Here is a 22,950-nt window from a genome sequence, read left to right on the forward strand (position 1 = left end):
GGTAGACATGCCTTTTAACTCTAACGCCTCGACGGCGGGCCGGACGCAGGGAGCGATGGCCGCCACGCAAAAGCCCCGGCCTGTCGGTGACAGTCCGGGGCTTTTGGGTGGTGCCGGTTGTGACCTCTGCCGCTAGTTGGCGGAGATCTGGCGCAGCACGTACTGCAGGATGCCGCCGTTGCGGTAGTAGTCCGCCTCGCCCGGGGTATCGATGCGGAGGACCGCGTCGAAGGACTTGGCGGAGCCGTCTTCAGCTGTAGCGGTGACCTTGAGGGTCTTCGGCGTGGTGCCTTCGTTGAGGGCCGTGACGCCCTCGACTGCGAAGGTTTCCGTGCCGCTCAGGCCCAGGGTCGCGGCTGATTCGCCGGCCGGGAACTGCAGCGGCAGGACGCCCATGCCGATCAGGTTCGAGCGGTGGATGCGCTCGTAGCTTTCGGCCACGACAGCCTTGACGCCCAGGAGCGCGGTGCCCTTGGCAGCCCAGTCACGGGATGAGCCGGAGCCGTATTCCTTGCCTGCCAGGACCACCAGCGGGGTGCCGGCTGCCTGGTAGTTCTGGGCGGCGTCGTAAACGTACGCCTGGGGACCGTCCGCCTGGGTGAAGTCGCGGGTGAAGCCACCTTCGACGCCGTCGAGCAGCTGGTTCTTGATGCGGATGTTCGCGAACGTGCCGCGGATCATGACTTCGTGGTTGCCACGGCGCGAGCCGTAGGAGTTGAAGTCCTTGCGCTCCACACCGTTGGCCAGCAGGTACTGGCCGGCCGGGGTGTCCGACTTGAAGGAACCGGCCGGGGAGATGTGGTCGGTGGTGACCGAATCGCCGAGCTTGAGCAGCACGCGGGCACCGGTGATGTCCGTGACGGGCTCCGGCTTGGCCTTCATACCTTCGAAGTACGGGGGCTTCCGGACATACGTGGACTTCTCGTCCCAGGCGAAGGTGTCGCCGGCCGGGGTGTCGAGTGCCTTCCAGCGGTCGTCGCCGTCGAAGACGCCCTCGTAGCCGCGGGCGAACATTTCCTTGTCGATCGAGGAGTCGATGACCTGCTGGACCTCGACCGGGTTCGGCCAGATGTCCTTCAGGAAGACGTCGTTTCCGGCTTCGTCCTGGCCGAGGGCATCGGTGTCGAAGTCGAAGTCCATGGTTCCGGCCAGGGCGTAGGCGATGACCAGCGGCGGGGAGGCCAGGTAGTTCATCTTCACGTCCGGGTTGATCCGGCCTTCGAAGTTGCGGTTACCGGAGAGCACCGCGGTGACGGAAAGGTCGTTGGCCTGGATGGCCTCGGAGATTTCGGCGTCCAGCGGGCCGGAGTTGCCGATGCAGGTGGCGCAGCCGTAGCCCACGATGTAGAAGCCGAGCTTCTCCAGGTACGGCGTGAGGCCGGACTTCTCGTAGTAGTCGGTGACTACCTTGGAGCCCGGAGCCACGGAGGTTTTGACCCACGGCTTCGCGGCCAGGCCCTTGTCCACGGCGTTGCGGGCCAGCAGTGCGGCAGCAAGCATCACGGACGGGTTGGACGTGTTGGTGCAGGACGTGATCGAGGCGATGGAGACCGCGCCGTGGTCCAGCTCGAACTCGCGGCCGTCCGCGGTGACAACGTGCACCGGGGTGGACGGACGCCCATGGGCACCGTTGGCGGCAGACTCAACGCGCGCAGTTTCGGTGGTGTGGGAATCGGCGTGGGTGAAGGAGGGCGGGTCGGAGGCCGGGAAGGACTCTTCCAGGGACTCGTCGACGCTGCCGTCTTCGATGCTCACGTAGTTGTGGATGTCCTTGCGGAACTGCTCCTTGGCATCCGTGAGCTCGATGCGGTCCTGGGGACGCTTCGGGCCGGAGATGGAGGGAACAACCGTGGACAGGTCCAGCTCGAGGTACTCGGAGAACTTGATCTCCTTGGAAGGATCGTGCCAGAGGCCCTGTTCCTTCGCGTAGGACTCCACGAGGGCAACGTTCTCTTCGGACCGGCCGGTGAGGCGCAGGTAGTCGAGGGTGACGTCGTCGATCGGGAACATGGCGGCCGTGGAGCCGAACTCCGGGCTCATGTTGCCGATGGTGGCGCGGTTGGCCAGCGGCACTGCCGCCACACCTTCGCCGTAGAATTCCACGAACTTGCCCACAACACCGTGCTTGCGCAGCTGCTCGGTGATGGTCAGGACGACGTCGGTGGCGGTGGCGCCGGCCGGGATGGATCCGGTCAGCTTGAAGCCCACGACACGCGGGATCAGCATGGACACGGGCTGGCCCAGCATTGCAGCTTCGGCTTCAATGCCGCCAACGCCCCAGCCCAGCACGCCCAGGCCGTTAACCATGGTGGTGTGCGAGTCGGTGCCGACGCAGGTGTCCGGGTAGGCCCGGACAACGCCGTCAACTTCACGGGTCATCACGGTGCGGGCCAGGTACTCGATGTTGACCTGGTGCACAATGCCGGTTCCCGGCGGGACGACCTTGAAGTCGTCAAACGCGGTCTGGCCCCAGCGGAGGAACTGGTAGCGCTCCCCGTTCCGCTGGTATTCGATCTCCATGTTGCGCTCCAGTGCGCCGGAGTTACCGAATGCGTCGATCTGCACCGAGTGGTCGATCACCATCTCGGCGGGAGCCAGCGGGTTGACCCTCTTGGGGTCACCGCCGAGCTCCTTGACGGCCTCACGCATGGTGGCGAGGTCCACAACGCAGGGCACGCCAGTGAAGTCCTGCATGATCACGCGCGCCGGCGTGAACTGGATTTCAGTGTCGGGCTGGGCGTTGGGATCCCAACCGGCCAGTGCTCGGACGTGATCGGCCGTAATGTTCGCGCCGTCCTCGGTCCTCAACAGGTTTTCAAGCAATACCTTGAGGCTGAACGGAAGGTTTTCTGCACCTTCAACGGAGTTCAACCGGAAAATTTCGTATTCGGTACCGGCTACATTAAGTTTGCCTTTTGAACCGAAGCTGTCCACAATGCTCATCGCAGGACTCCTCTCGCAACAGTTTCATCTTTGTCGCGCGGTAGACCGCTTGCTAGTTAGGTCATCCTAATTAGTACAAGGTCATACAAAAGAGCATGGGGTCAGCCGAGAATTCGGCGCGCGACGTGGGACTACTACGCCCATCCTAGTCACATCAGGCCGGGGGCGTCAGCAACGCCACTGTCTCCATGTGGTGCGTGTGCGGATACAGATCGAACGCCCGCAGCCCTGCGAGCGACCAGCCGCCCTGCTGGAAGTACCCCAGGTCCCGGGCGAACGACGCCGGATCGCAGGACACATAGGCGACCGCCCGCGGCCCCGCGGCCATCAACTGGCTGACCACGGCTTTGCCCGCGCCGGCGCGGGGCGGATCAAGGACGACGGCGTCGAAGTTGCGGGGTTTCTGGCGCAGCACACGTTCCACGCGTCCCTGCACGATCTCCACTTGCGGCGCCCCGTGGAGGTTCTTCCGCGCGTCGCGGCTGGTGCCGGGGGCACCTTCAACGGACAGCACCGAACCGGTGACACCGACGGCGTCGGCGAGGGCTGCGGTGAAAAGGCCCGCACCGGCGTACAGGTCGGCCACCACCGCGCCCGGCTCAAGGTATCCGCCGTCGTGCAGGAATCCTTTGACCGCCCCGACGAGGGTGTCCGGCGCGTCCCGGTGGATCTGCCAGAAGCCCTCCCCCGTGACACGGTATTCGTGTCCGGCGGCGGTCTCCTGGACCCAGGTGCGGCCGCGCAGCTGCAGCACCTCGCCCTTGGCCGGATCGAAACTGGCCACGGAGACGTCGTCGGGAAGCTGCGCCAGGATGCCGCTGAGGCGCTTGGCGCGGGTGCCTGCGGACGGGGCCAGCAGAACCAGCGGGCGCGATCCGTTGGCAGGGGCTGCCACTTCCACGCGCTCGACGCCCTGGAGGTCGGCGTCCCAGAGCTTAAGCTCGTTGATTCCGGCCACGGCGAGGGGCATCTCACGGATGGCAATGACCTGATCGGAACGGTGGGCATGCATTCCCAGCTTCCCGGCGGGCGTCACGGCAAAACTTGCCCGCGTGCGCCAGCCGAGGCCTGCCGCGCCGGGGGTGCCGTCGGCCGCCGCAGCTTCCCCCACAGCTTCGACGATGTTCTCCCGGCCGGCGGGGTCCGCCCACACAGCCGGATGTTCGACGCCGGCGAGCCGCTTCAGCTGTTCCGCCAGGACCTCAGCCTTGAGGCTGCGCTGGCGTTCCAGCAAGACGTGGCCCAGTTCGGCGCCGCCCACGGGCGGGTGGCCGTGGGACCAGGCACGCAGGGAATCAGCCACGTGCCAGAAATGGGGCACGCGGTCCGGTGACGCTTCGAGCACCTCCACAACGTCGGCGCGCCAGAACTTGGAGTCCTCGCCGGCGTCCGTCAGCCGGATCCTGACCTTTTCGCCGGGAATTGCGTGCCGGACAAACACCACGCGGCCTTCGTGGCGGGCCACGCAGTGGCCGCCGTGGGCTATCGGCCCGACCTCCACCACAAGTTCGGCATGCGTGCGGGTCTGGGTCTCGGGGTTCATTGGATATCCTGCAATTTCTTGGCTTCTTCGGACGATTTCAGCTGCCAGGGGACGCTGGCCACCATGACACCCGGCTCGAAGTGGAGGCGGGTTTTGATGCGGAGGGCGGTCTGGTTGTGGACCAGCTGTTCCCACCACTTACCCACCACGTACTCGGGGATGTAGACCACGATGAGGTCGCGGGGCGAATCCCGCCGCATGTTCTTGACGTATTCCATGATGGGGGTCACCGTTTCCCGGTACGGGCTGGCGAGGACCGTCAGCGGCACCGGAATTTCGAGCTTCTCCCAGTCCGCGAGGGTGTGGGCCGTTTCTTCGGAGTTGATATCCACCGTGATGGCGTCGAGCCGCGAGGGCCGGGACGCGCGCGCATAGGCCAGGGCCCGCAGGACGGGCTTGCGGACGTGGGACACCAGGAGCACGGCGTGGACCCGGGACGGAAGGGCGCGCGGGGAGGAGTCCTCGTCCACGGCCAGTTCCTTGGCCACGTTGTCGTAGTGCGCACGGATGCTCCACATGATGAGGAAGAGCACGAACATCGCAAGCAGCGCGATCCATGCCCCCTGCTCGAATTTGGTGATCAGCACGATGGTCAGGACCAGGGCGGTCATGCCGAACCCGATCATGTTGATGGTGCGCGACTTCAGCATCCGGCGGCGCACGGTCTTGTCCCGTGCCAGTTTGAGTTCGCGCCCCCAGTGCCGGACCATGCCCAGCTGGCTTGCCGTGAAGGAGATGAAAACGCCGACGATGTAGAGCTGGATGAGCTTGGTGACGTCGGCGTTGAAGGCCAGGATGAGCACCAGGGCGCCTGCGGCGAGGGCCAGCACGCCGTTGCTGAAGGCCAGGCGGTCACCGCGCGTGCGCAGCTGGCGCGGGAGATAGCCGTCCTGCGCGAGGATGGATCCGAGGACCGGGAAACCGTTGAAGGCTGTATTCGAGGCAAAAACCAGGATGACGCCGGTTGCGGCCACCACGATGTAGAACAGCACCGAACCCGGCCCGAAGATGGTCTGGGCGATTTGGCTGATGGCCGGACTCTGGATGTAGCCTTCCGGCAGCGGCTGCCCGTTGACCAGGAATTCCGTGGCCGGGTCCAGCACAATGTGCACCTTGGTGGCGTTGGCCAGGTAGATGATGCCGGCGAGCATTGCGGAAGCGATGACACCCAGCAGCAGCAGCGTGGTGGCGGCGTTCTTACTCTTGGGTTTCTGGAAATTCGGAACGCCGTTGCTGATGGCTTCCACGCCGGTCAGGGCCGCGGCACCCGAGGAGAACGCGCGGAGCAGCAGGAAGGCGCCGGCAAGCCCCACCAGCCCCTCGTCGAACCCGGCCGCCGGAACAATCGTGAAGTTCGCGGACGGGGCCTCGCCGAGCTGGCCGGTTGCCGCCTGGAAGACGCCGACGGCGGTCATGCCCAGGATGGACGCCATGAAGATGTAGGTGGGAACGGCAAAGACGCTGCCTGCTTCCTTGATGCCCCGCAGGTTTACCAGCGCCAGGATGACCACGCCCACGGTGGCAATCAGTGCCTGCTGGCCGTGAAGCGCCGGGACCGCTGCGGTGAGGTAGGTTGCCGCGGAGGACATCGAGACGGCAACCGTGAGCACATAGTCAACGAGCAGCGCTGAGGCCACGGTCAATCCGGCGTACTTGCCCAGGTTGACGTTGGCTATTTCGTAGTCGCCGCCGCCGGACGGGTAGGCGTGGACGTTCTGGCGGTAGGACGCCACCACCGTGAGCAGCACCACCATGACGGCGAGGCCCACCCATGGTGAAAAGGCAACCGCGCTGACGCCCGCCAGTGCCAGGGTCAGGAGGATTTCGTCGGGCGCGTAGGCCACAGAGGACAGGGCATCCGAGGCGAAGACCGGAAGCGCGATCCGCTTCGGCAGGAGGGTGTGGGCCAGCCGGTCGTTCCGGAAGGGCCTCCCCACCAGCACCCGCTTCACGGCATTCAATATTGTCAGCACTCCACAAAGCTAGTCTGATTCGGACGCGATGTCATGACGGCATGTGGCTGTTCGCCCCGGGGCCACTCCGCGGCGCCCCCGCGGCCGCCGGTGAGGCCGCCGGGCGGGAAGTTGCGGCCACCGGGCCGAGTGGCGCCGACGGCCGGTAGAGTCTTACGCAGCAACAGGAAAAAGACTGAGGAGGCACGGGTGGCGCACTTCGTGATCATGGGATGTGGGCGTGTGGGAGCTACGCTTGCGCACACCCTCGAGGATGCGGGCCATTCGGTGGCCATTATCGACCAGGACGACCGTGCCTTCCGCAGGCTCCGCACCGGCTTTTCCGGTCGCAAGGTCACCGGAGTCGGGTTCGACCGGGAGACCCTGAAACAGGCCGGCGTCAGTGAGGCGTACGCCTTCGCGGCCGTGTCCAGCGGTGACAACTCCAACATCCTGGCCACCCGGGTGGCCCGCGAAACGTTCCACGTCCCGCACGTGGTGGCAAGGATCTACGACCCCGGCCGCGCCGAGATCTACCAGCGCCTGGGCATTCCCACGGTCGCGGCAGTGCGCTGGAGCGCGGACCAGGTGCTGCGCCGGATCCTGCCCGAACAGCACCTCGCCGGCGACTTCCGTGAGCCCTCCGGCCGGCTGGTCCTGGCCGAAATCGACCTCGACCCGGCGTGGATCGGGCACTCCGTCGCCCAGATCGAGAAGGCGGCCGGAATCCGGGTTGCCTACCTGACCAGGTTTGGCGAAGGTATGCTGCCGGCCGCCGGCACGTCCTATCAGGAGGGCGACACCGTCCACGCCATGCTGCGCGTGGACCGCAGCGCCGAGGTAGGCCACATTCTTGCCAAAGAACCCCCCAAGGAGCAGTAAGTGAAAGTCGTCATCGTCGGGGCAGGCAGCGTCGGTTCCTCGATCGCCCGTGAGCTTCTTGCCCACAAACACGAAATCCTGCTGATCGACCTGAAACCGGAAGTGATCGGCCGCAGCGGGCTCCGCGGGGCGCACTGGCTGGTGGGCGACGCGTGCGAACTGAGCACGCTCCAGGACGCCAAGCTCGAGGACGCCGAGGTGGTGGTTTCAGCCACGGGTGATGACAAGGTGAACCTTGTGGTGTCCCTGCTGGCCAAAACCGAATTCGGCGTCGGCCGCACGGTGGGACGCGTCAATAACCCCAAGAATGACTGGATGTTCAATGATTCGTGGGGCGTGGACGTCGCAGTCAACACCCCGCAGCTGATGACCGCCCTCGTTGAGGAAGCGGTGGAAATCGGCGACCTCGTCCGGCTGCTCACGCTGCAGACCGGGGTGTCGTCCCTGGTCGAGTTCACCGTGCCCCACGACTCGCACGTCATCGGAACCACCGTGGGAGACATTGACTGGCCCGAGGACTCCACCCTGGTGGCGATCCTCCGGGACCAGGCCCCCATCACGCCCAGCCGGGACGATGTGCTCGACGGCGGGGACGAACTGTTTTTCGTCACCACCATTGCTGCCGAAGACCAGCTCAGGGCGCTGCTGTCGCCTGAACAGCAGGACCGGGACACGGACGGTGCACAGGAGGACGAGGGGCACCCGGCCGCCGCCCAGCCCCGGGAGCAGCAGGCTCCCGAGGACGACGGCTTCGACGGCTAGTTCGGGCGGCTACGGTCGGGCTTGGTGATGAGCCACGCAACCCAGATGCCCAGGATGTACAGCGGGGCGCCCATCAGGAGCCGTGTGGTGGCGAGGCCGTTCAGGCCCTGCTCGCCGAGGAGGTAGAGCGGCACCTGTACCAGCAGCCGCAGCACCAGGACACCCACGATGACCCACGTGCCCAGGCGGTAGGCCCTGACCCGGGCCGGGTCCTTGCGCCACTCCAGGCCCTCGTTCCTGATGAAACCGAACAGCAGGCCGGCGATGGGCCAGCGCAGTGCTATGGACACCACCATGCCTGCAATGTAGGCGGCGTTGGTGAAGAACCCCAGAACGTAGAAGTTCTCCGCCTTCCCGGTGGTGTTCGCCAGCCACGCCGAAATTCCGACGCCGACTATCCCGGCCAGCGCCTGGGTCAGCGGACGCCGCTGGACCAGCCGGGCAATGGTGAAGGCTGCGGCCGCGGCAAGGGCCCCGATCAGGGACAGGGTGAGGTCGCGGGTGATGGTGAAGGCTACGAGGAAGGTGAGTCCGGGGACGATGCTCTCGGCGATACCCTGGACGCCGCCGGCGGTCTTCAGCACATCGATGCTGCCGTCCTTGGTCCGGTGCAGGCCGGCCTTGACCGCGTAGCCTTCCGCGAGGTCGGCCACTGACGGCGGCTCGGGCGCGGGCCGTGGTTTGACCGGTTCGGATGCGGCCGGTCCGGCAGCGGGATCCGGAGTCTCGGACGGCGTCATTGGTTCTCCTGGCGGGACAGTATTTCGTAGCGGGGGTTGAACATGGTGGGCAGCCCGTCGCGCAACGTCAGCATGCCTTCCAGCCGGAGTTCGCAGCCGGGGTCGACGCCGGGAACGCGACGCCGGCCGAGCCACACGACCCGCAGCCGGTCGCGCCGGCCGGGTCCTCCGGGCCTCCGGGCCGACGCCGGTTCCACCGCGGCGGGGGCAGCGCCTCCCTTGGTGCGCGGCAGGTCGTGGTCCGTGATGATCGCGGTGAAGCTGGCAACCTGTGCGGCCGGTACGTAGGTCACGGACTCGATGAAGCCACGGCACAGCACCCGTCCACGGTCCGGCAATCCACTGATGGAAAGTTCGGGCTGCGGATATTCGCCGGCCGGGTCAGCCAATCTGGGTGATCTCCGGTCCGCGCTCGGGTTGCTCGAACTCGGGTGCGCCCTGCAGCGGCGCGGGAGCGGAATCCTTCGGCAGGCGGAGCTGCAGCAGGTCACGCGGCGGCATGGGGCTCTCGCCGCGGACCACCACGATCTGCCGGAACAGCGATTCCAGGTTCGCCGCGGCGTCGCGGTCCAGGGCAGCTTCGCCGCCCAGCACGCCGCGGAGGAACCAGCGGGGGCCGTCGACGCCGATGAAGCGGGCCACGCGGTAGCCGCCCGCGCCGTCGGCCGTTCCTGCCGGAAGTTTGGCCACCAGTTCGGTACCGAAAACGCCGGGAATCTCCTCGACCTGGCCGCCCTGGCTTCCCACGGACTGGCCGATCTGTTCACGGATCTCGTCCCAGAGCCCCTCGGTGCGGGGCGCGGCGAAGGCCTGGAGCTGGAGGCTCGACCCGTCGAGGTCCATGGTCACAGCCACAACCCGCTGGGTGGCTTCCTCGATCTCGAGACGGAGCTGGAGGCCTTCCCGGGGAGCAATCAGGAGGGCTCCCAGGTCAACGTAGCCGTCAGTGCTGTCGACTTCGGAGACGTCAAAGGGCCCCGTGGCTGCCCGGCCAGTGCGCTCCTCGGCAACGGAGCCTGCAGTTTCCGGGCTTTCCGCGGTCTCTGCCGCCTGGTCCTTCTTGGCCTTCTTGCCACGCCCAAAAACCATCGGGTTTGTCTCCTTAGTAGTGATCAATTCCCGCCGTGCCACTGTGGGCCGCGCGGTAAGTCATGCAGCACCGGCTGAGCCGGGCAGCGCCCGCGGCTAGGCCTGCGGTGTTCCGAACCCGGCGGCGGAACCGAATCCGCCGGTGGAACCGAAGCCGCCGTCACCGCGGACCGAGTCGCTCAATTCCGCAACGGCCACAAACTGTGCGTACTCCACGCGCTGAATGACCATCTGTGCAATTCTATCGCCGCGCCGCAGCTCGATGGCCTTCTCACGGTCCGTGTTCAGCAGCGTCACGGCGATCTCGCCGCGGTATCCCGCGTCCACGGTCCCGGGGGCGTTGACCACTGTCAGGCCATGCTTGGTGGCCAGCCCGGACCGGGGGTGGATGAGGGCGACATAACCGTTGGGGAGGGCGATGGAAACCCCCGTGGGCACCAGCCGGCGTTCGCCTGGTTCAAGGACTACGTCCTCGCGGGCGCGAAGGTCCGCACCGGCGTCGCCGGGGTGCGCGTAGGACGGGGCTTCGAGGCCGGCGTCGAGCATTTTCAGCTGGACCGACAGCGTGGGCGATCCGTAGGCCGCGGCGCTGCCTTCCAGGGAGTTCGGCGGCAAAGTACTCACGGCTGCAGTTTCTTCAGTCACAGTCATTTACTCTAACGCGAGCGGCGCACCTTGGCCTAGCCGCGGCCTGGCCGCCGCGGGCAGCGGCCGCTACCGGGCCAAGGTGAAATACCCCGGAAAAAGTGGAAAGCTGGGCCTATGCCGGAATCTAGTGCAGCTGTGCCTGCCCCCAACAGCACACCCCGCGGAACAGCCGTTCTGTACAGCGAGAAACTCCACCCCAACCTTTGGATCTGGCTCGTCGCAGCCGGACTGTCCGGCGCAGGCATCCTCGTGTTTGCTCCGATCAGCATGGCGGCCGGCATCACGGCGGCACTGGTGCTGTTCAGCATCATCACGGTGCTGCTGATCCTGTCCACGCCGTCGATAACGGTGACGGCAGAAACGCTCCAAGTGGGGCGGGCCACCATCGAGCGTCGTTATATAGGGACCGTGACACCGTTCACCGGCAAGGAGGCGACGGCGGAACGCGGCACACGCCTGAACGGACTGGCATACCTCTGCATCCGGGGCTGGGTGGACCCGGTGGTGAGGATCGACATCACGGATCCATCCGACCCCACGCCTTACTGGCTCACCTCCACGCGGCACCCGGCACAGTTGACCGCCGCCCTCACCCGCGCCTAGGGCGCCGCTGTCAGCCCTCGCACTCCTTGCAGAAGAGCAAACCGTCCTTTTCCCGGGCGATCTGCGAGCGGTGACGGACCAGGAAGCATGACGAGCAGGTGAATTCATCAGCCTGGGCCGGCAGGACGCGGACCAGGAGTTCTTCGCCGGACAGGTCTGCCCCCGGGAGTTCGTAGCCTTCAGCCAGCTCGGCTTCGTCCTCATCCACCACTGCCGTTGGCTTGTCCACGCGGCGGGTCTTCAATGCCTCGATGGAATCTTCGTTCAGGTCCTCTTCTGATTTCCGCGGCGCATCGTAGTCTGTCGCCATTATCTTCTGTTCACACTCCGATTTTTCGGTTGGATGGCCGGGCGCCGGTGGCCTCTTCGGGACGGACATCGTCCGCCGGGCTGGTCCCCCGGGCCGGTTCACCGATGTCAACGCTGGCTTGACTCATTTTGTGCCCGACTCAGGCGCCTATTTTTCCCTGCGCGGCATGGGAAAGCGTGGTCTGTGCGAGGCGGGTGCCGGCCGGGCCCGCCCGCCGTAGGCCGGAAGCAGTAAAAACGCACTTGACGACTGGAAAACCCTGGAATATTGCGGCGCGCCCTCTCCCCTCCCCCGAATTGCGACTGCCGAGTGGCAGAGTTTCGAATGTCAGTAATGCCAGGGTGGAGGATTTGTATGCAGGATCTACGGCTTGTAGGCGTCCACGACGACGGGGAGCATCTCCTGTTGAGCGGCACCGGCGGCGAGATGTTCCGGCTGCCGATCGACGAAGCCCTTCGGCTCGCGGCCAGCCGCTCTCCGGCGAAAGCGGCCGCTGCAGTTGCGCCTGTTGCCATGTCCCCGCGGGACATCCAGGCGCGCATCAGAAGCGGCGCCACGGCCGCGGAGGTTTCGGAACTCTCGGGCATCCCCCTGGCCAAGGTCCAGCGCTATGAAGGCCCCGTACTTGCCGAGCGCGACTACGTCGCACAGCAGGCGCGAAAAATCGAGGTGGCCTCCCCTGCGCCGGGCCATGACGTCTACCGCTCCGCCTTCGGCGACAACCCGGCAACCCTCGGCGACATGGTGGCACACCGCCTCAACGCCCACGGCATCGAATCCTCCACCGTCGAGTGGGACTCCTGGCGGCGCCCGGACGGCACCTGGACCGTGGTGGCACGCTTCGAAACCAATACCGGCGCGCACACCAGCATCGGCGAGGAACCGCCCGCCATGTGGACTTTCAGTCCCGCCCGGAAATCCCTGCAGAACGCCAACCGCTGGGCACAGCAGCTCAGCGAGCTGGAACCGCTCGACGGTCCTGTGCCTGCCCGCCGCCTGTCGGCAGTGTCCGACCGCCCGTTTGACTTTGAGACCGACGCCGAGGCGGCCGCTGCCCGGACGGCATCCGGCCAGCCCGGCAAGGACTCGGACGGCCTGCTGGAGATGCTGCGCTCACGCCGCGGACAGCGGCTCGGTGTGGACGAGGACGCCGACGACGCCTTGGCACTGCTGCTCACCAACGGTGTTCCGGCGGCCCACCCCCGGCCCTCCGAAGTGGTAGCGGAGCCCGACTCCGACGACGACGCAACGGGGACGGAAAGCCGCGACGAAGCCGAATCCCCGGCCGCCAAGGGAGACTCGTTCACCCGCAAGCGTGAAGTCCGCGCGTCAATGCTGTCCCGCCTCAGCCTGGCTCCCCGGCACACCGGGGACGACGATGAACGGCTGAAACTCCACGACGGCGTCAGCACGGAAACCCGCGAAATCACCATCGTGGCCTCCCCGCTGCGTCCGGTGACGGACCCGGACGAAGCGTCCGCTGAAGACTCCGGCAGCACGCCGGCGGTACCTGCCGCCAGCCCGGACGGCGATGAAGCCGCCGCGGCGGAAACTGCTCCGGTCAGGGAAACGGCGCGCCCCCGCCAGACCGGTTGGAACCGCGAATCCGCTCCGAACGTGGGGCTGGATGAACTGCTGGGTGGAGGGAGCCCGCGCCGGACCCGGGACGACGCACCGGCCACCCCCAGAAACGACCGGGACGCGGAGCAGCCCGAACGGCAGCCGTCCAAACCCAAGCGTTCCAGCGTACCGAGCTGGGATGAAATAGTTTTCGGCGCACGCGGCGACTGAACCGCCCGGCGTAGCGGGTCAGCCGGGCCGGGTTTCTCCGGCACCGTGCCACAGGCAGGCGTCCACCTCGAACGGCAGCAGCTGGTCCTGCTGGGCCATGACGTTGGCGCCGTGGGCGGTGACCCGCCGCATGAAGTGCCGTCGGCACAACGTCTCGTAGCCCACCACGGGGGCGTGGTCCGCCGCGCCGGTGGAGGCCTGGTCGCCGGCCATGTCGACGTCGCCCACCACCACCTGCGCACCTTCGGTGACCATCACGCCGTCGACCGTGCGGGCATTGTGGGTGGCCCGGCGTCCGCACCAGCACAGCGCCTCCACCTGCAGGACCTGGACACGGTCCGCCAGCTCGATGAGCCGCTGCGACCCCGGGAAGAGGCGGGTTCGGAAGTCGGCGCTGATCCCGAAAGCAAACACGTCGACGTCGATCTCGTCCACAATCCGGGCGAGCTGTTCCACCTGCAGCGGTGAGTAGAACTGGGCTTCGTCACAGATCAGGTAGTCCACCCGGAGGCCGCGGGTGCGGCGTTGGATGACCTCGTCCCAGAAGTCCGTGGAGTCCAGGACTTCCACGCAGTCCGTTTCGAGCCCGAGCCGGCTGGAGATCCTTGCACCGCCGGCACGGTCGTTGCGGCTGAACCGGACGCCGCCGCGGCCGCGGGCCCGGTGGTTGTGGTCCATCTGCAGGGCCAGCGTGGATTTTCCGCAGTCCATCGTTCCTGAGAAGAAGACGAGTTCAGCCACGCGCTCCCTTTCTGCCTTGGGCCTGGAAGTACAACAGCGGAACCTCCCGCTCGGCCTTGGTCAGCGACCCGTGCTGCCCGACGACCTCCAGGGCGGTGGAGCGGACGCGGCGCGTGTCGTAGAGCGCGAGGGCGTCCCGGGCGGCGATCATGACGTCGCCGATGCGCGCACTGACCGCCGGCCGGACGTCGCCGAAGAGTCCGGCGGACACGGCCTCGTCGCGGGTGAACGCCCAGATCCTGTCACCAAACCGCTCCCGCCACGACTCGATCAGCCGTGCCCGGTCCTGTTCACCGGCGTCGGGCTCCAAGTACAGGTGGACCATGCGCGGCTCCCCCGCTGTGTGCCGCACACCGGCAATGAGGGCCGGTTCCGCGGAGTAGTCGAACCGCTGCGACTCCGGGACGTCGAGCATGCCGTGGTCCGCCGTCAACAGGACGGTGGTCCCCGGCGGAAGCGTGGCATTGAGCCGGCGAACCGTTGCGTCGAGTTCTTCCAGCTGGTGTTCCCACTGGGCGGACTGGCAGCCGTAGCGGTGCCCGGCTTTGTCCAGGTCGTTGACGTAGAAGTACATCAGGGAGCTTTCGGCGTCCAGCATGGCTTCCGCCGCGGCAGCAGTCCTGGCATGCGGAGTACCGGCGGCGATGAACCGGCCGCCGCGAAGGGCGGCCTGGGTCATGGGCGAGGCGCCGAACTGCGGAAGGCTGATGGTGGTGACGTCGGTGTGGGCGGCGGCGCGCTCGAACACCGTGGGAAACGGCTGCCACTCGAGCGGGTCCACGCCGGCATCCCAGTTGCCCAGCATGTTGACCACCTTGTCCTGTCCGGGATCGAGGACGTCATAGCCCACCATTCCGTGCTGGCCGGCCGGGAGCCCTGTTCCGAAGCTGGCGAGGGAGGATGCAGTGGTTGAGGGGAAAGCGGAGTCCAGCGCTACCGGAACCGCCCCCTGGCCCTGCTGCATCACGGACCGGAGGAAGGGCGTGTGCGCCGACTTTTGTTTGAGCAGGCCGCGGCCCAGGCCGTCGGCGAGGACAACGCACACCCGCTTGGCGGCGGGCAGGTTCAGCCGGTTCTCGAAGCCCTCAATCCCCAGGCTCGCTGCCGCGCTGGTCAGTACTTCGGCGATGGAACGTTGGCCGAAGGCAGGCGCCGGGGGCATCGGTGAAGGAACGCGGGCACCCTCGGCGATGGCGAGGGCTGACGGCTCAGCATTGTTTCCGGGAATCATCTCAGCGCTGGTGCCCGCGGCTGAGGCGGTTTCCAAAAACGCCGGTGCGCGGACGTGGCGCGGCCACCGGACCGTTGTGCGGCAGGGGCGCCGAACCGGTGTTGACGGCGCGCAGCGCGCGGGCGAACAGCTTGGCGTCCTGGACGGCCTGCAGGCCGTCGGCTTCGGCGCTGATGCGCAGCACAATGTCCTCCTGGGCGATGGTGCCGCTGTAGCCGTGGTCCGCTTCGCATTGGGGATCCCCGCAGCTGGCCGGCCCCATGTCCAGGCGCTGGCCGCCGGACCAGGCGATGGAGAGGGTGAGTTCCCGCACGGGATCGGAGGGCTTGTAGTTCTGCGGCTGGGCGTACATGTAGCTCAGCACCACGGAACGGATCTGCGCCACCGGCACTGACTCGGTGGAAATCTGGGCGACAATCTGTTCGCCGGCCTCGTCGAGCTGCTGGTCGTCAACGTGGGCGATGACCAGCATGTCGTCCGTCAGCACCAGCACAGTGATGTGGCGGCGCACCTCCGCGCGGTCGAAATGCGTTTCAAGATGCACAAGGTGCGCCATGCAGTCGCGCCCGTCCAGGGCGTCATCAACGACGTCGGCCACCAGCCGGGGGTAGAAGCCTGCCTGCTGGAGCGCCCCTTCCAGGCTCTGGCCCTGGACGCCGTGGTCATGTGCGCTATGCCCGTGCGAGGCCTGGTGACCGGGTCGGGGTGCGTGCGGCTTCGACGTGGGAGGCTGGGGGCTCATTACTCCATTTTCACAGATCGACTGGGCACTTGCTAACTGTGCGCCCGGGGCGGGCTAGCTGCGCATCGCCCGGCGGGCGCTGTCTGTCCGCTGGGCGGCGTTCGCGATCCGGACATCAGCGGCCAGGATAGATACGCCGCGAAGCCCGGCCAGGACAGGGTTGAACTCGACCAGCGCTATTTCGGGATGGTTGTCCTTGAGCCGGGTCAACCGCGCGGCAAGGTCCTCCAGCGCGGCCACATCCACCGCGGGAAGGCCCTGGTAGCCGAACAGTTTCCTGGCCGCGCGCGGCGCACGGATGAAGTCGTGGACATCGGCGCCGGACAGCGGCGGAACCCGGTGGGCCCAGTCCTCCAGCAAATTCACCGCGTCCCCGGCCAGTCCGAAGGAAACCACCGGGCCCAGCAACGGATCCTCAATGGCCCGGAACGTGCACGCCTGGCCCACCGGAGCCATCATCTGGACTTCCATGGACGGCGAGCCGTAGGGCGCCAGGGCGCGGTGCATCTCGACGATGTTGCGCCGCAATGATTCGGCGTCCTGGATGTCCAGCCGCACACCGCCAAGGTCCAGCCGGTGGCGCAGGGTCGGATCGGTGGTCTTCAGCACCACGGGCCAGCCAAGCCGCTCGGCGGCTGCAACAGCCTCGTCGGGTGTCTCGAAGCCCACGGAGGGCACCACGTCGATGCCGTAGTGGGCCAGCAGCGTTGCCGCCTTGGCCGGGGCGAGCTGCACCAGTTGTTCGCCGGGGACGTCATGGAGCAGGTCCTCCAGCTCGGCCCGGACGCTTTCGGGGTCGCATCCCTCCGGCTCCGCGAAGAGGCCCTGGTCGCGTTCCACCCACTCGGCGTATTTGACCACGGCGGCGAGCGCTGCGACGGCGGCGCCGGGGTTGGAGTAGCACGGTACGGATTCGGCGCCCACGGCGTGGACAGGTCCAGCCCCCGCCGGGTCCGCGCCCACCATGCCCTCAACATAGACGGACGGGTCCAGGATTCCGGTGAAGGCGGCAACCACCGGCTTTCCGGCCGCGGCGGAGCATTCCGCGAGGACGCCGGCAATCTTCTCCACGGTGAGGCCCCGTGCCGGCAGCAGCGCCACTACGACGGCGTGGATGGAGTCCGAGGCAAGGATCCCGGCCAGGCTCTCCCGGAGGGCCGGCAGCGCCAGTGACATGCCGGCGTCGAGGTCCACGTCGGTGACGATCCGTTCAACGCCGAGCCCGTTGGCGGCGGCACTGTCCGCGACCACCTTGCCGAGGGCCCGGGAGTTGCTGAACACGGCGATGTCCGCCCCGGCCGGCAGCGGCTGGCCGGCGACGATCTGGGCCACGTCCATCAGCTGCTCGATCGTTTCCACCCGGATCACGCCGGACTGGCGCATCATCGCGTCCAGGGCGCCGGCAGGCGCCTGCGTGGTCCGCACCGCATGCCCCGGAGGCAACTGCAGGCCCATCGAGTCCGATTTCGCCACGATGACGGGCTTCGTGCGGGCAAGGCGGCGGGCGAGCCGGGAAAACTTGCGCGGATTGCCGATGGATTCGAGGTAGAGCCCCACCGCGGCGGTGTCGGCGTCGTCTTCCCAGAACTGCATCATGTCGTTGCCCGAGACGTCGGCCCGGTTGCCGGCGGACAGGAACGTGGAAAGGCCCAGGCGGCGCCGGCTGGAGGCGGCGTACAACGCCACGCCGATTGCGGCGGACTGGCTGAAGAGTCCCAGGCCGCCCCGGCGCGGCAGGCTTGGCGCCATGGAGGCGTTCAGGGACACGGCCGGGTTCGTGTTGACGATGCCCAGGGATGCGGGGCCGATCACCCGCATCCCGTTGGAGCGGGCCTGGCGGACCAGCTCACGCTGCCGGGCAAGCCCGCGCTCACCGTCGTCGGCGTACCCGGCCGTCGCCACCACAACGCCTTTGACGCCCGCGGCCGCGCAGTCCGCCACCACTTTGGGGACTTCCTCATAGGGGACGGCGATGATGGCCAGCCGGACCGGGTCCGGTACCTCGGAGAGCCTTGCGAAGGACAGCATCCCGGCAAGTTCGAGCGCCTCGGGGTTGATGGCATAGACCGGCCCGGTGAAGCCGCCTTCGATGATGTGTTCGAGCAGCTGGTAGCCGATGGTGCCCCACTTGCGGCTGGCCCCGATCACCGCGACCGACGACGGCGCCAGCAGCTCCTGGATGCTGCGCGCCTCCGCGCGGTGCTCACGTGACTCCATCACCGCCCGGGATTTTTCCGTGGGGTCGATGTTGAACTCGAGGCTCACCACGCCGTCGTCGAAATGCCTCTTGACGTCGTAACCGGCGTCGGAGAAGACCATCAGCATTTTGCGGTTTTCCGGCAGCACTTCGGCGCTGAATTTCCGGATGCCGTTTTCGCGTGCGGCGGCGGCCAGGTGTTCCAGCAGGATGGATCCGATGCCGCGGCCCTGGTGGGCGTCGGCTATATTGAAGGCAACCTCGGCTTCTTCGGGATCGGTCAGCCGGTCGTAGCGGCCGATGCCCAGGATTTCACCGCCAATGGTGATCACCAGCGCCACCCGGTCCTTGTAGTCCACCTCCGTGAAGCGCTTCAGCTCCTTGCTGGAGAGCCTCGCCTTGAAGGCGAAGAACCGCATGTAGATGGACTTCTGCGACTGGCCGGTATGGAAAGCCTGCACGGCGTCGGCATCTGAGGGGTGGATCGGGCGCAGATGAGCCGTCCCTCCGTCCCGCAGAACGACATCGGCTTCCCAATATTCCGGATATACGCCGTCCCCGGGCTGATCCACCATAGGGTTAGCCTAGCTAAAACTCGCCAGTAAACCGTTAAGGATCCACCAGCCCCATGGCCCGCCGCCAAAGTTCCGCCCCGGCAGGGGACGCCGTCCAGGACTACACCGAGAACATCGTTGACATCGACGTCACGTCGGAAATGGAAGGCTCGTTCCTCGAGTACGCCTATTCGGTCATCTATTCACGGGCCCTCCCGGATGCCCGTGACGGCCTGAAACCGGTGCAGCGGCGCATCCTCTACATGATGAGCGAAATGGGCCTGCGCCCTGACCGCGGCCACGTCAAGAGCGCCCGCGTGGTGGGCGAGGTCATGGGCAAGCTGCACCCGCACGGCGACACCGCGATCTACGACGCCATGGTCCGCATGGCGCAGGACTTTTCGCTGCGGCTGCCGCTGATCGACGGCCACGGCAACTTCGGCTCGCTCGACGACGGCCCGGCAGCCCCGCGGTACACCGAGGCCCGCCTCGCGGCGGCTGCGCTCACCCTCACCGACCACCTCGACGAAGACGTGGTGGATTTCGTCCCCAACTACGACAACCAGCTGACCCAGCCGGATGTCCTGCCGGCGGCATTCCCCAACCTGCTGGTCAACGGCGCCACGGGCATCGCCGTGGGCATGGCCACGAACATGGCCCCGCACAACCTCGTGGAGGTCATCTCCGCAGCCCGGCACCTGATCGCGAACCCCGAGGCCACCCTGGAGGACCTTATGCGGTTCGTGCCCGGCCCGGACCTGCCCACGGGCGGCCGGATCGTTGGCCTGGACGGCATCCGCGACGCCTATGCCACGGGCCGCGGCTCGTTCAAGACCCGGGCCAAGGTGGAGATCGAGCAGCTGTCCGCCCGCCGCACCGGCCTGGTGGTCACCGAACTTCCCTACATGGTGGGCCCGGAGAAGGTGATCGAGAAGATCAAGGACGCCGTCAACGGCAAGAAGCTGACCGGCATCAGCGACATCGTGGACCTGACCGACCGCAAGCACGGGCTGCGGCTGGTGATCGAGCTGAAGAACGGCTTCAACCCCAACGCAGTGCTCCAGCAGCTGTACCGTTTCTCGCCGATGGAGGATTCCTTCGGCATCAACAACGTGACGCTGGTGGACGGCCAGCCGCAGACGCTCGGCCTGGTGCAGCTGCTCTCCGTCTACGTGGACCACCGCATCAACGTGGTGCGGCGCCGCACGGCTTTCCGGCTGGCAAAGAAGAAGGACCGGCTCCACCTGGTGGAGGGCCTCCTGATCGCCATCGTGGACATCGACGAGGTCATCCAGATCATCCGGTCCTCCGACGAGGTTGCCGCCGCCCGTGAACGCCTCATGTCCATCTACGACCTCACCGAAATCCAGGCGAACTACATCCTGGAGCTCCGGCTCCGGCAGCTCACCAAGTACTCCCGGATTGAGCTCGAAAAAGAGCAGGACCAGCTCAAACGTGAGATCGCGGAGCTCGAGGCCATCCTGGGCTCGGACCAGCGCCTGCGTGAACTGGTCTCCGACGAACTGGGCGACATCGCGGAAAAGTACGGCACTCCCCGCCGGACGGTGCTGCTTGAATCCGAGGCAGTCTCACCCACCGTTGCCGCGCTGGCCGCTGCGCCCGGCGGCAAGGGCAAGGCGGCCCCGCTCGCCCTGGAAATAGCCGACGATCCCTGCTGGGCCATCCTGAGCGCCAGCGGGCAGATCGCCCGGACCTCAAACCAGGAACCGCTGGCCGAGTCCGGTCCGCGGTCACGGCACGACGTCTTCCGGTCCGTGGTGAAGACCTCCGCGCGCGGCGAGATCGCGGCAGTCACCTCCCAGGGCAGGATGCTGCGCCTGCAGGTCATGGACATGCCCGTGTTGCCGCCGATGTCCGGGCTTCCCAACCTGGCCGGCGGCGTGCCCGCCAAGGACTTCATCACGCTGCTGAAGGGCGAGACACTCGTCGCTTTCGCCCCGCTGGATACAGTCCTGGCGATCGGGACGGCGCAGGGCATCGTCAAACGCGTGCAGCCCGACTACCCCCTCAACCGCGAGGACTGGGAAGTCATTGCCCTCAAGGACAAGGACACCGTGGTGGGCGTTGAGCCTGCCGGGGCGGACGACGTCGACCTCGTGTTCCTCACCAAGCAGGCGCAGCTGCTGCGCTTCTCCGCGGCCAATGTCCGGCCGCAGGGCCGCACCGCGGGCGGCATGGCGGGCATCAAACTGGGAGCCGGGGACGAAGTGCTGTTCTTCGGAACCGTTGCCCCCGGCGACGAGGAGGCCGTCGTCGTGACTGTTTCCGGGACCGACGGCGCCCTGCCGGGCACGGCTCCGGGGGCCGGGAAGGTGACGGCCTTCGCGGAGTACCCGGCCAAGGGCAGGGCCACTGCGGGAGTGCGGGCACACCGGTTCCTGAAGGGCGAAGATACCCTGCTCATTGCATGGGCCGGACACGGTCCGGCTAAGGCGTCCTCGCTGGCAGGGGTGGCGCGGTCGCTCCCGCAGGAGCATGGCCGACGGGACGGTTCCGGCATCCCGCTGTCGCAGGCCGTGGACGCCATTGGGCCCAGCATGACCTGGGCCTAGACTACTGGCATGCCTATCATCCCCGATGAAAAAGACTGGACCTGGGTGCTGACCAGGGTATGCCCGGACTGCGGATTCGACGCCTCAACGGTCACTCCGGCCACGGTTCCCGGCAGCGTCACGAACATGCTGCCGCGCTGGCGGGCGGCACTGCGCCGGCCGGATGTCGCTGAACGACCGGACGAGGCCACCTGGTCCGTGCTGGAGTACGCATCGCATGTCCGGGACGTCTTCAGCCTCTTCGACCGCCGGCTGAACCTGATGCTGACTTCCGATGATGCCCGGTTCGAGAACTGGGACCAGGACAAGACCGCCGTGGAGCAGGATTACGCCAATGCCGACCCCGCCATCGTCAGTGCGGAACTGACCGCCGAGGGCGAGCAGATCGCGGCATCCTTCGCCGGCGTGCACGAGGACGAGTGGGGCCGGAAAGGCCTCCGGAGCAACGGTTCGGAGTTCACGGTGATGACCCTCGCGCAGTACTTCCTGCACGACGTCGTCCATCACCTGCACGACGTCGACGCCTAGGCGCGCTAAGCCAGGCGGGTTTCAGTTGGGCGGCGCGAGTTCCTTGTCCCACGCCAGGCTCCGGTTGACGGCGGCGTACCCCATCTTTTCGTAGAGGGCGAGCGCGCCGGTGGGGTTCTCTGAATCGACGTCGAGGGAGGCGCGGTCCATCCCCGCCGCCGCAAAGCGCCGCATCGCATCGGCCAGCAAGGCCCGGGCGACCCCTCGTCCGCGGTACTCGCGGCGGACGCCCAGCAGTTCCGTATACCCCTCGCTGTACCCCCGGGATACCGCGCTGTCCGGGTCGTGGCTGGCCAGCTGGTAGCCTGCCACGATTCCGGAGCTGCGGTCCAGGACCACTGCGCTCAGGTCCGGCCTGGCCTGCGGATCATTGACGGTGAAGCCCCAGGATTCCTCATCCCGGGGCTCGCTTCCCCAATGGTCACGGAAGGCTGCGTTGTGGGCCAGCCGGACCTCCTCAGTGAGCTCCGGCCGCATGGTGGCCAGCTCCAGCCCGTCATCGAGCCGCACTTCGGGAAGCGGAACGCCGTCCAGGCGCCGGTGCATCTCGTTGAAATAGCGCACCACGCGGAATCCGTTCCGGCGGAGCAGCCGCTGCTGGTGCTCGTGCTGCTGCTCCATGTGCACGCGCAGCCGCGGCACCGGGCCGCTGCCTTCCGTGCCGCTGCCTTCCGTGCCGTTGCCTTTTGTGCCGCTGCCTTCCGGGCCGCCGTCGTCCGCCCCAGGGTCTTCCGCGAAGCGCTCGAGGGTCCGCTCGCTGAGCCATCCCAGCAGCGCCGTGCCGATCCCCCGGCGCTGCCAGGCCGGGTCGACGCAGCCGAAACCGTAGGCCTTGTCGCCGTCCGGGTTTTTCGTGATGCGCGCATAGGCCCGGGGAACGGACCCGCCGTCCAGCACCAGCAGGGTGTTGGCGGCCGGATAGTTCTTCGTCGACTGCAGGACCTGTTCAAGGTCGGCGGCCCGTTCAAACCACACCGGCCGTTCCGCCTCGGCCGTCCGGGCAATCAGGGCAGCCCACGCCGCGATGTCCGGTTCGTCGGCCGGACGCCAGGCCAGTCCCTCGCCGGCCAGTGCGTCCCGCCAGGATCCGGGCCTCGGAGCATCGTTGATCAGCATGCCAA

19 protein-coding genes are annotated in these 22,950 nt (G+C 67.1%); 6 read left to right on the forward strand and 13 right to left on the reverse strand.

Annotated elements, in window-relative coordinates; all coding sequences use genetic code 11:
* Positions 1–132: 132 nt before the first annotated feature.
* The 3 genes from acnA to BS38_RS0110880 form a co-directional block, all read right to left on the reverse strand.
* Positions 133–2,943, reverse strand: coding sequence for an aconitate hydratase AcnA (acnA, locus tag BS38_RS0110870; RefSeq protein ID WP_028270819.1), 2,811 nt, complete (start codon positions 2,941–2,943; stop codon positions 133–135).
* Between the two features lie 154 nt (positions 2,944–3,097).
* Complete coding sequence (locus tag BS38_RS0110875) at positions 3,098–4,486, reverse strand: class I SAM-dependent RNA methyltransferase (RefSeq protein ID WP_028270820.1); 1,389 nt, start codon at positions 4,484–4,486, stop codon at positions 3,098–3,100.
* Positions 4,483–6,459, reverse strand: a complete 1,977-nt coding sequence (locus BS38_RS0110880) for an APC family permease (protein WP_028270821.1) — start codon at positions 6,457–6,459, stop codon at positions 4,483–4,485. Before BS38_RS0110880 ends, BS38_RS0110875 begins: the two co-directional genes overlap by 4 nt.
* 189 nt (positions 6,460–6,648) lie before the next feature.
* Here BS38_RS0110880 and BS38_RS0110885 point away from each other — a divergent pair, with 189 nt between their 5' ends.
* On the forward strand, positions 6,649–7,320 hold the full coding sequence (locus tag BS38_RS0110885) for a potassium channel family protein (RefSeq protein WP_028270822.1): 672 nt from the start codon (positions 6,649–6,651) through the stop codon (positions 7,318–7,320).
* Positions 7,321–8,082 (forward strand): potassium channel family protein, encoded by a 762-nt coding sequence (locus tag BS38_RS0110890; protein WP_028270823.1) that lies wholly within the window; start codon positions 7,321–7,323, stop codon positions 8,080–8,082.
* Here BS38_RS0110890 and BS38_RS0110895 read toward each other — a convergent pair.
* From BS38_RS0110895 to dut, 4 genes are all read right to left on the reverse strand, one after another.
* Positions 8,079–8,822: a DUF3159 domain-containing protein gene (locus tag BS38_RS0110895; protein WP_028270824.1), complete on the reverse strand. Its 744-nt coding sequence runs from the start codon at positions 8,820–8,822 to the stop codon at positions 8,079–8,081. The genes BS38_RS0110890 and BS38_RS0110895 overlap by 4 nt on opposite strands.
* On the reverse strand, positions 8,819–9,211 hold the full coding sequence (locus BS38_RS0110900; RefSeq protein ID WP_028270825.1) for a hypothetical protein: 393 nt from the start codon (positions 9,209–9,211) through the stop codon (positions 8,819–8,821). The genes BS38_RS0110895 and BS38_RS0110900 overlap by 4 nt, the downstream gene beginning before the upstream one ends.
* Positions 9,204–9,911, reverse strand: a complete 708-nt coding sequence (locus BS38_RS0110905) for a DUF3710 domain-containing protein (RefSeq protein WP_028270826.1) — start codon at positions 9,909–9,911, stop codon at positions 9,204–9,206. The genes BS38_RS0110900 and BS38_RS0110905 overlap by 8 nt, the downstream gene beginning before the upstream one ends.
* Positions 9,912–10,007: 96 nt before the next feature.
* Positions 10,008–10,556: a dUTP diphosphatase gene (gene dut, locus BS38_RS0110910; protein WP_028270827.1), complete on the reverse strand. Its 549-nt coding sequence runs from the start codon at positions 10,554–10,556 to the stop codon at positions 10,008–10,010.
* Positions 10,557–10,673: 117 nt separating this feature from the next.
* Between dut and BS38_RS0110915 the strand changes: the two genes are divergently transcribed.
* Positions 10,674–11,162: a DUF3093 domain-containing protein gene (locus BS38_RS0110915; protein ID WP_028270828.1), complete on the forward strand. Its 489-nt coding sequence runs from the start codon at positions 10,674–10,676 to the stop codon at positions 11,160–11,162.
* A gap of 10 nt (positions 11,163–11,172) precedes the next feature.
* Here BS38_RS0110915 and BS38_RS0110920 read toward each other — a convergent pair whose 3' ends face one another.
* On the reverse strand, positions 11,173–11,472 hold the full coding sequence (locus tag BS38_RS0110920; RefSeq protein WP_028270829.1) for a DUF4193 domain-containing protein: 300 nt from the start codon (positions 11,470–11,472) through the stop codon (positions 11,173–11,175).
* 354 nt (positions 11,473–11,826) lie between these two features.
* On the opposite strand from BS38_RS0110920, the gene sepH reads away from it, so the two are divergent.
* Positions 11,827–13,263, forward strand: coding sequence for a septation protein SepH (gene sepH, locus BS38_RS0110925; RefSeq protein ID WP_028270830.1), 1,437 nt, complete (start codon positions 11,827–11,829; stop codon positions 13,261–13,263).
* Between the two features lie 18 nt (positions 13,264–13,281).
* Here sepH and BS38_RS0110930 read toward each other — a convergent pair whose 3' ends face one another.
* The 4 genes from BS38_RS0110930 to BS38_RS0110945 are packed head-to-tail and all read right to left on the reverse strand — an operon-like array spanning position 13,282 to position 18,749.
* Entirely contained in the window at positions 13,282–14,004 is a 723-nt protein-coding gene (locus tag BS38_RS0110930) for a thymidine kinase (protein ID WP_028270831.1), read from the reverse strand.
* Positions 13,997–15,235, reverse strand: a complete 1,239-nt coding sequence (locus BS38_RS0110935) for an alkaline phosphatase family protein (protein ID WP_051628848.1) — start codon at positions 15,233–15,235, stop codon at positions 13,997–13,999. Before BS38_RS0110935 ends, BS38_RS0110930 begins: the two co-directional genes overlap by 8 nt.
* 1 nt (position 15,236) lies before the next feature.
* Positions 15,237–15,977, reverse strand: a complete 741-nt coding sequence (locus BS38_RS0110940) for a DUF5998 family protein (RefSeq protein ID WP_028270833.1) — start codon at positions 15,975–15,977, stop codon at positions 15,237–15,239.
* 54 nt (positions 15,978–16,031) lie between these two features.
* Positions 16,032–18,749 carry a bifunctional acetate--CoA ligase family protein/GNAT family N-acetyltransferase gene (locus tag BS38_RS0110945; RefSeq protein ID WP_028270834.1) on the reverse strand — a complete coding sequence of 906 codons (2,718 nt, stop codon included), beginning with the start codon at positions 18,747–18,749 and terminating at the stop codon, positions 16,032–16,034.
* Between the two features lie 53 nt (positions 18,750–18,802).
* On the opposite strand from BS38_RS0110945, the gene BS38_RS0110950 reads away from it, so the two are divergent.
* Entirely contained in the window at positions 18,803–21,301 is a 2,499-nt protein-coding gene (locus BS38_RS0110950) for a DNA gyrase/topoisomerase IV subunit A (RefSeq protein WP_028270835.1), read from the forward strand.
* 9 nt (positions 21,302–21,310) lie between these two features.
* Complete coding sequence (locus tag BS38_RS0110955; RefSeq protein WP_028270836.1) at positions 21,311–21,829, forward strand: DinB family protein; 519 nt, start codon at positions 21,311–21,313, stop codon at positions 21,827–21,829.
* A gap of 21 nt (positions 21,830–21,850) precedes the next feature.
* Here BS38_RS0110955 and BS38_RS0110960 read toward each other — a convergent pair whose 3' ends face one another.
* The gene (locus BS38_RS0110960; RefSeq protein ID WP_028270837.1) at positions 21,851–22,945 is read right to left on the reverse strand and encodes a GNAT family N-acetyltransferase; all 1,095 of its coding nucleotides are present in this window, start codon (positions 22,943–22,945) and stop codon (positions 21,851–21,853) included.
* Positions 22,946–22,950 lie beyond the last annotated feature (5 nt).

Origin of the sequence: Arthrobacter sp. UNC362MFTsu5.1, from assembly GCF_000685965.1 — a bacterium.
GTDB lineage: Bacteria > Actinomycetota > Actinomycetes > Actinomycetales > Micrococcaceae > Arthrobacter.